This window comes from Corallococcus sp. CA054B (assembly GCF_003611625.1).
GTDB classification, from domain to species: domain Bacteria; phylum Myxococcota; class Myxococcia; order Myxococcales; family Myxococcaceae; genus Corallococcus; species Corallococcus coralloides.
Map to the genome: position 1 here is coordinate 21,383 of NZ_RAVY01000124.1, position 8,737 is coordinate 30,119.

5 protein-coding genes are annotated in these 8,737 nt (G+C 65.3%); 1 reads left to right on the forward strand and 4 read right to left on the reverse strand.

The genetic code is table 11. From position 1 onward, the window contains the following. Window positions 1–63 precede the first annotated feature (63 nt). From D7V80_RS41495 to bamE, 4 genes are all read right to left on the reverse strand, one after another. Window positions 64–513 carry a hypothetical protein gene (locus D7V80_RS41495; protein ID WP_147447220.1) on the reverse strand — a complete coding sequence of 150 codons (450 nt, stop codon included), beginning with the start codon at window positions 511–513 and terminating at the stop codon, window positions 64–66. After that, window positions 510–5,570, reverse strand: a complete 5,061-nt coding sequence (locus D7V80_RS26520; protein WP_233585736.1) for an RHS repeat-associated core domain-containing protein — start codon at window positions 5,568–5,570, stop codon at window positions 510–512. Before D7V80_RS26520 ends, D7V80_RS41495 begins: the two co-directional genes overlap by 4 nt. Window positions 5,571–6,309: 739 nt before the next feature. Continuing rightward, window positions 6,310–6,657 (reverse strand): hypothetical protein, encoded by a 348-nt coding sequence (locus D7V80_RS26525; protein ID WP_120590810.1) that lies wholly within the window; start codon window positions 6,655–6,657, stop codon window positions 6,310–6,312. Window positions 6,658–7,003: 346 nt separating this feature from the next. Continuing rightward, complete coding sequence (gene bamE, locus D7V80_RS26530; RefSeq protein ID WP_120590811.1) at window positions 7,004–7,459, reverse strand: outer membrane protein assembly factor BamE; 456 nt, start codon at window positions 7,457–7,459, stop codon at window positions 7,004–7,006. Window positions 7,460–7,545: 86 nt separating this feature from the next. Here bamE and D7V80_RS26535 point away from each other — a divergent pair. Beyond that, window positions 7,546–8,737 (forward strand): hypothetical protein (locus D7V80_RS26535; RefSeq protein WP_120590812.1); only part of this gene is annotated, 1,192 nt, incomplete at its 3' end.

Consider the following 8,737-nt stretch of genomic DNA (forward strand, 5'->3'; position numbering starts at 1 on the left):
ACTCCAGCAGCGCACCCGTCCCTGTTGGCAACCTGTCACACGTCAAATCCCTGGAGCCCAGACTCACAAGGGGGCGCAGGCGTCCTTGCCCTTGAAATTCTTCACCTTCGCCCGACATGACAGCTTCTGCTGGACATCCGCTTTCACACACCGGGCCAAGAGCGCTTGCATGATGCGGTGGGTTTCAGCTCGCACCACCTCAATCTCGCCAGGCGTAAAGCGTCCGTCGCTCGGAACAAGGCTCTGAGCAAAGACGTCCAGCCTTGCTTTGCCATTTTCATCACGGAGAACCACGGTGAGTTCCTCACGACGATTTTCGGTCGAGCCGTTGCTCAAGCTCCAACGTCCACTCCCAGCCGAACTCTGGCGTCCGCCCGCTGAATCAGCCAGTGCGGCCTCGACACACTCCGAACGGATCGGAGCATCTACCTCGACAGTCCTGAAGAATCCTTCTGACTCATCACAGCTCGCCAGAAGCAACACCAAGGGCATCAACCGAAGTTGCCACTTCATGGCCAGTGCCAACCTGGGGGTGGGGCGAACGGAACAGACGGGTTCGACATGGGCCCCCACTCCAGAGGATTGGCCGTATGCGTATTGCCCGTCATTCCCCACGACACGGCCTGAGCCAGCAAGTGCAACGGAATATAGAGATCTCCGAGGATGTAATACTGAGGGACGTGCGCCATTTCATGCGCCTGAGTCGATGCGCTCATTGGCGAATCCGAGCAGATCGTTAGGCCGAGCGAGACCTGTTGCCTTGGCTGCAGCGGATGGTTCTCCACAATCAAAACGTTCTTCTCATATCGATACGTCGCCCCCAGGAGAATCCCCACACCGCCCCACGTCGCTCCAATCGCATAGGTCCAATCAACCCAAGGAGCAAGCCCGCTTGGGTCGTTGTACGTAAGTGGGTTGTTCGAACCATATGCATAAGCTGGCAGTCCCTGACCCATCAACGCATACACCTGAAGCACTCCAGGCAGATGCGCAAGCGGCTCCTCTTGAAGGAACCGACCCGTCGACGGATCGTAGTAACGGGCCCTGAAATAGAGCAGCCCCGTATCGTCGTCCTCACGTCCTGTGAAGTTCTGCCTATTTCCGGAAGTGGTCCCCAAGAAAGCCGTCTTGCCATAGGGCTCGTAGGTATACGTCGCGCTCAGGGCACCACTGCCATCGACCAGCGCGACCGTCGACCGCATCGCATCCGTCAGGTAGTCCTTCGCCCCCAGGGATGATGTCTGGCTGAACACCTCATCCAGTCCGAACCCCGTCAGGAGGTTGGTCGTCCCAGCCAGTGATTGAACCTGGATGAAGTTCCCTCCACTGTAGAGGTAGTCCTCCGCGGTCCCAGACACCGTCTTGCGAGAACGCCTTCCGGTCGGCTCATAAAGGAACGTGGCGAGCGTTCCCGTGCCATTGTTGATGTGAGCCAGTTGATTGCGGACATCCCACGTATAGGTCCGAGTGCCATCTGAAGTCAGGTTGCCATTGGCGTCGTAGGACAGCGGTTGGCCGTTCCAGGTCGTCAACTGACTGGCCACGTCGTAGACGGCGCCAGAAACGGCGTTCGGCAAGCCCGTCCGAGCCTGGGTCCCGCCCACGGAGACGCGGTTTCCGTCGTCGTCGTAGGTGTAGCTCAGGTCCCCCACCACGACCGTCCCCTGCTTGTAGGTGATGGCAGTCAGCTGTCCCGCCAGGTTACGGGCGTAGTGCTGCGATACCCCGTTGGGGAGGATGACGGACTGTCGGCGGCCAGCCGCATCATGTGTAAAGGAGACCGTGCGGCTGCCCTGGACGAGGGAGGTCACTCGCCCCGAGTCGTCGTAGGTGTAGGTGACGGGTGACTGCCCCGTGGCCGTCATGCTCGTCAACCTCCCAGCGACGTCGTAGCTGTAGTCAACCGTGCCGTTCGGGGACACTTCTTGCAGGAGACGATTCATGCCGTCATAGGACTGGGAGACCACCGGTCCCAGGCTGTCTTCCATGCTGATGAGCCGCCCCCCCAGGTCATACACGTAGGAAATGGTGTTAGAGTACGCCGTCGGCGCTGTCGCCGTCGCACCGAAACCGGCCTCGACCATCGCGCCAGAGGAGTCATAGCTCCAGCCGCTCACCTGCCCCTTGCGGTCCTTCAAGGACTTCAAACGCCCCACCGAATCGTACGAATACGTCTCCGTCCGTCCCAGAGGGTCCATCCGCTCGGAAACGAGTCCCAGGCTGTTATAGACATAGCTTGTCAGCTGACCCCGAGCGTCCTTGCTCGCGACGATCCGCCCTGAGTTGTCGTAGGCGAACTCGATGACAGCCCCAGTGGCATTGGTGTAGCGGGTCAGACGGTCCCGACCGTCGTATTCATAGCGGTCAACATGTCCTCCCGGACTGCGCCGGGTGACAACCCGGCCCAGGGCGTCGTGGGAATACTCAGCCGTCAGACCGGTGCCACTCGTCACCGCGATGATGTCCGCTCCCTCATACGTGAAGGTGACCGGCGCATCCGTACCAGCGCGCACCGTCAGCAGCCTCCCTTGCGAGTCATATGTGAACTCCTGGGTCCGTCCCGTCGCGTCCTCAATGTGTGTCAGGTTGTCCTGGGCATCGTACTGGTACTCCGTGACATGCCCGAGTTCGTCCTCGACGGTGGAGAGCTGCTGGGTCGACGTGTACGTATATTGGGTTGATACCGCCTGCGGCGTGCCTGCCAGGCGAGTCACCTGGGTGATGTTTCCCCAAGCGTCGTACTCGTACTCCGTGCGGCGGCCCATGGCGTCAATCACGGCGTCCATCCGGCCGGTAGACGGGTCCAATTCGAAGTTCGTCTCGCGCTCCTCCGCCGTTCCCAGGGGATAGATGTCCTTGGTGATGTACCCGGAAAGGAACGACACCCGCCGCGTCTGGCCCGAGCGGTCCTTCACGTCCGTCCGGACGATCTGCTCACCATCACGGACATTGCAGCCGCCGCCGGGCAGGCACTGCTGGACGAGCCCCAGCTGGTAGGTGAACTCGTAGGTGCTCCCATCCGCGAGCGTCTGCTTGGACACCCTCCCCTTCAACCCGTACTCGTTCTCGACGACGAGCCGGTTCTCCTCGTCCACCACCGTCTCCATGTAATTGGAGGTGTTGTACGTGTACTGGCGGGACTTGCTCATGGCGTCCGTCACCTGGGTCAGCCTGCCCTGGGTGTCGTACGTGTACGAAACGGTCCGGCCCGTGTGATCCTTGGCCTGGGTGGCCAAGCCATCGTTGTTGGCACTGGTGCCGATGGTGAACTCCACCCATCGCCCAGAGGGACCATCCAGCCGGACAATGGGACCTGAGTTCCCAGACTCACGGGTGATGATCACCGCATTGCCAAAGCGGTCCGCCATCCGAGCCAACCGGTGGGCATGGTTGAACGTCCAGCGGCTCCCATCCCGGAAGATCAGGTCCCATCCCAGGTACTCCTTGTTGTGAAGGATGCGTGAACCGGCCCAGGGGCCCGGGTACGTCGTCTTGAAGATGGCTGTCGCGTCGTCCGACCCGGAAGAGATCCGCTCATACCGGATGCGGGTTCCGTCCGGACTGACCAACTCGTACTCCGTGAAGTCGAGCGTCGACCGCCAGAGGAAGTACTCGTAGTTGCTGACCATGCCGACGCCGAACTGCCTGCGCGTCAGATCCAACGAGCGATAGGTGCGCTCCACCCGGAGAGGCAGGATGTCCGCGACGACGAGGTCCACCTCGTGGGTGATGAACTGGCCGGAGGCGAGCTGGACCGGGTCGCCACCCGTGGAGCTCCCCGGACTGCCGGCGGATCCACCTGAGCAATTTCCACCCGAACCATCGCCGCAGCACTGACTGTTGCAGCCGCCACCCACCTGCGGCGGAGGGGCATCGGGATTGCTGTAGCCCGCGCCGACGAAGCCATAGAGGGCTACCCCATCATCGGGAATCACCTGACGGCCATCCGCGCTGACGCTGCCCAGGCCGTAGGCGAACCAGCCGCTGGCGTTGGCGTCATAGCTCCAGAAGTTGGCCTTCGCCCCGGGCAGCTCGCCCCGGTAGTTGGCGTAGTACAGCTTCGCGCCGCTGAAGCCCGGAGACAGGCCCTCGAAGCGCGCGTCGCCCGGCTGGAGCGTGAAGTACAGCGGCATCTCCAGGTTGGGGAGCGGGAACGGAGCCTGGTTGATGGGCAGCGGCGTGATGTTGATCTCCGTGAGCAGGTTGCCTGCGCGGTCACGGACCACCGTCCCGGGTGGCAGCCGCAGCTCCAGGCCGGGGATGGCGGGCGTCGTCACCGCGACCTCCTCCGTCGTGGGGCTCGGGATGGCGACCGTTCCCTGGGGATCCAGCCGAGTCATCCACACCGTGTGGCCGAGGGGATTGGTGATGCCCTCCTTGATCTCCACGTGCATGAAGAACAGGCCGTAGCGGACCGCGCCACGGTTGGCCGTCTGGCCATTGACCTCCAACGTCTGGCCACCGGGCTTGAGCCCCTCCACGAGGAAGCGGCCCTGGGCATCCGTCATCGTGGCCACGCCACGCACCACGATTCGTACGCCCGCCAGAGGCTTGCCATTGAGGCGCAGCACCCGCCCGGAGAGCGCGGTGACCCCGGGGGCGGCCTGAAGCGGCTCCACCGGCGTCACCTGCGGTTCCCGCGAGCGCCAGTGGCCCGTGAGGTTCTCCGGGCCCGGCAACCAGGTCTCCCCGTCATCGAAGAGGGGCCGCTCCGGCGCGCGCCAATCATAGCGGCCATCCGCGCCCCGCTTCTCCAGGGGCCGCAGGGACGCCACCGGCTGCGCCGTGGCCCTGGGACGGCTTGACTGCGGCCGCGGCAGCCGGGTGTCCGGACGGCCTTCACCCGCGGCCACCGTCGCGGTGGTGAACCCCACCGTGGTGAGCGGCAACTCGCGGTGCTTCGCGTCCCGCAGCCCCTGCACGTAGAGCGTGTAGGCCGTGGCCGGCAGCAGCGCCTGCGCAGGACGGAAGAAGATCAGCCGTCCCTCTTCCGCGAAGGTGTGCTCCCCCGCGACCTCGCCCACGGGCCCCACCAGGGAGATGGAGGCCTTGTCGTCCCGCACTACGGGGTGGCTCAGCCGCACCGCCAGCAGGTCCTGCCCCGGCACCGCGGGGTCCTTGTCCTTGGGCAGTGAGCCCGTCATCTCCAGGGCGGCATCCGCCTTGGGCAGCCGTTCGCGCTCGGAGGCATCCACCCGGATGAACTCGTCGCGTACCGGATCGAGGATTTCGGCGGTGGGGATCGCCCCGGGCGCGTCGCCCCCCGCGAGCAACACGCGGCCGTCCGGAAGCAACACGGCCGTGTGACCGGCGCGGGCCACCTGCATCCGCGAGGACAGGCGCTTCACCTGGAGCGTGCGCGTATCCAGCACCTCCGCCGTGTCACTGGTCCGCGCGTCCTCCGTCTCTCCGCCCGCGAAGAGCACCCGGCCATCCGTCAACACCGTGGCGGAATGCCGCGCCCGCGGCGAGGGGTGGACCTCCGCCGCGCTCACGAAGCCTGCCTCATCTGCGGAGAACCACTCGGCCGCCTCGACGAGCTGTCCCGTGGCGTCTCGTCCGCCCACCACCAGGACCCGGCCTCCTGGAACCACGGTCGCCGTCTGACCCGACCGCGCCCGGACCAGGCCCCGGGACATCGGCTCGACGCGCCCGGGCTCGAGCTGGAGGGACGCCGCGGCGGACGCGGTTTCGCCCCCCAGCAGCAACCAGCGTCCGTCCGACAGACGGGTCGCGCTCCGCCCGCCCCTTGCATGGGGCCGCTCCGCCATTCAGCGCGTGAAGGCCACCGGCAGGATTCGGTCAGGGAGGTCCCGGGGGATCCCCCGGCGGCAGGTGGATCTCGATGCCATTCAGCGGCTCCGGACGAACGCATCTCCATCAGTCAACGCCTGGAGGCGTGCAAAAAGACCCCGGCGAATCGGTAAACGCTGCCCCGCCGCACAGCTCTCCGCTCGGGCAATCCGAAGTCTCTTCGCACGCCCGCTGACAGGTACCTGAACCTGGTGTCAGCGACCAGATCATGCAATCCAGCGCCTCCTCGCAGTCGGCGGTGCTCTTGCAGTTCCCTCCCTCTTGAACATGAACTGGGGCCATCTTGGGACCACGGCTTACAGCGCAGGAAGAAAGGAGCATTAGAAGCACCAGCAAAGGCCATTCGGGCTTCATGTTTTCACCTACCAGTTCATGCGTCTCGGGCTTCCACCGCGGGGGAACCATCCCCAGGTCCCGGAAGAATCACTCGTATCCCCAGACGGTGCCAGATCCCTCGTGGCCAAGGGCAGGCGCACGCCGCCCCCCATCCGGCACTCAGTCCCTCCGCAGGCTGACTCCACCGTCCGCTTTCACGGTGGCGACTCCTCGAAATCCGAACAGCGGATTCAAGAACTCACCGGTTTCCAACTGGACCTTGCTGCCATCCGTGAACTCAAGGTCAACCAACAGGTCCCCATCCGCGTTCGCCCGTCCCTGACAGACGACACGGCCATGAACCGGGACCTTCTCAAAAACACATTGCTCGCCAGGAATCCGAGCCGTCAGGACACGCAGCTCCCTTCCGGTTTCGTTCACGAGGACAATGCGCGTTCTTCCCATCAGATAGCTGGCAATCGCAACCATCGCCACGCCGATCAGCAGAATTGCCGCCAGAGTCCACACCCAGTTCCTGTTGATGGCCCACCTCCGTTACATCTCCGAAGCCCGGAGGCAATGTCCGGGAAGCCCCGCGGCTCGTCCGTCGAAGGTCTTCACGCAGATCCACCCCTCGGGACATGATGGATTGCTCCTGACATCACAAACAAGCTCACAGGCAAATCCCGCATCGACGTGAGCAAAGTTCGTGCGTTGGGCACACACCAGCCCCTGCCCGCAGCCTCCCTCCGGCAGACACTCCGAGCCAATCCGCTCAAGAGCGCCCGCCGGGACCTCTCTGGCTCTTGGCTCTCGCTGGCAGCCCATCAGCACGAACAGCATCATCGCGACAACGCGACGCCGACAGCTCAGCTCAAGGAAGGACGTCATCGAGGTCAGGTCTTTCAATGCTGCGCTCAGCGGTGCGCAGATAGAGGACCTCCTCATCGACACCCCAGAAGGTCTTGAGTTCCACCTCGACCGCGGAGACGCGTCCTGACTCGAAGGAGACGTAGACCTTCGGATACTGCCGGACCTTCGCAACCGGCTTCGCGTAGTCCCAATAGAGCCTCCCGGATGGACTCACCTCCCGCTCCAGGGGCATGCCCATGCGTTGAACCACCTCATCTTCGGACATGCCCGGAGACACGGAGCGGACCTTCTCCGCGCTCAGCCCCGGCGCCAGATGGCTTCCAGACCAGGGGACTCCGAAGCCGGCGTAGAACAGCGCGGCGCCCGTCGACACCAGACCCAGGAAGAGCCGGTCCCACCAGGCCTGGGGTCTTCCCTGCGAAGCGCGAAACAGAACGGGTGCCTCTGGCGCGTCCATCGGGAGCCCCCCTCCTGCCCGGCAGGCAGGACAGCACGAGGGGCTCAGGTTCTGGGCCCCTGGAGACCCGGTATACTCCCAGTCCCATGACACCGCTGAGCCCCGGAGTCGCCACCGCCACGGAGCAGGACACGCCGGCCGCGCCCGGCTCCCTGCGCTTTCGCCGCCTGTGGCTGTTCTCCCCCTGGGCCGACCTCGCCATCCTGGGCATCCCCCTGGCCCTGACGCTGGTGGCCGCCGTCGCCAGCGCGCTCCTCGCCCCTGCCGCCGCGGACAACGCCCACCGGCTCCTGGGCTGGACCGCCCAGAACCTGCTGGGCAACGCCACGCACGTCATCCTCACGTTCCTGCTCTTCGGCGTGCACCGCGACGTGCTCACCGCCGCGCCCCACCAGCCGCGAAACATCCTGGCCGGCACGCTGGCCATGCTCGGCGTGGGCGCGGCGCTGTTCTTCACCTTCTACGCCGACCGCTCCATCCACACCTTCGCCGTGGCCGTCATCTTCAACGTCTTCGGCATGCACCACACCCTGTCCCAGCACCGGGGCCTGTGGTCCCTGCACGGCCTGCGCGGTGGACAGGCCGGCCTCCCCGCGCCCTCCCCGCTCGAGCGCAAGCTCCAGCAGCTCTACGTCCCGCTGCTGCTCTCCGTCCTCCTCGTCCGCATCTTCTTCGTCGCGGAGTCCGCCGCCCCGAACGCCCCCGCCTACCTCGACGTGGGCCAGGGCGTCGTCCTTCCGTGGCAGACGCTGCCCCTGCTCATCGCCGTCTGGCTGGGCTACTTCCTCCTGCTCTTCCGCAGCGTGCTCCGCTCCGGCAACGCCAGCGGCCCCAAGGTGCTCTACCTCCTGGGCATGGCGACCGCGACCGGCCTCGCGCTCGTGGCGCCGTCGTGGGGCTACGTGATGCTCCCGGGCATGCACGGCCTGGAGTACTACGTCCTCAGCGCCCGCATGCTGGAGCCTCGCGAGGGCGACTCTCCCCGCCTCAGCCAGAAGCTCATCTGGCCCGCCATGGTCGTGTCCATGCTCCCGCTGTTCGCGCTGGGCGTGGTGCATGGCTTCCTGCTGGATGGCCCCATGCGCGGCTCGCTGGGCATCGGCGGTGGCGCGCAGGCGAATCCCCTGCTGCGTGCGCTGACCTCGCTGGGCTTCGCGTGCGTGCTCGCGCACTACTTCGCGGACGCCTTCATCTTCCGCTTCCGCATCCCCTCCATCCGGCAGGTGATGCTGCGCCGCCTGGGCCTCTCCGCCAACCCCAGGCCGCCCCTGCCCGCTC

What these genes read in the sequence shown, in the direction of transcription:
- D7V80_RS41495 (WP_147447220.1), bottom strand. Translation starts at nt 513, where the DNA reads ATGAAGTGGCAACTTCGGTTGATGCCCTTGGTGTTGCTTCTGGCGAGC.
- bamE (WP_120590811.1), bottom strand. Translation starts at nt 7,459, where the DNA reads ATGGACGCGCCAGAGGCACCCGTTCTGTTTCGCGCTTCGCAGGGAAGA.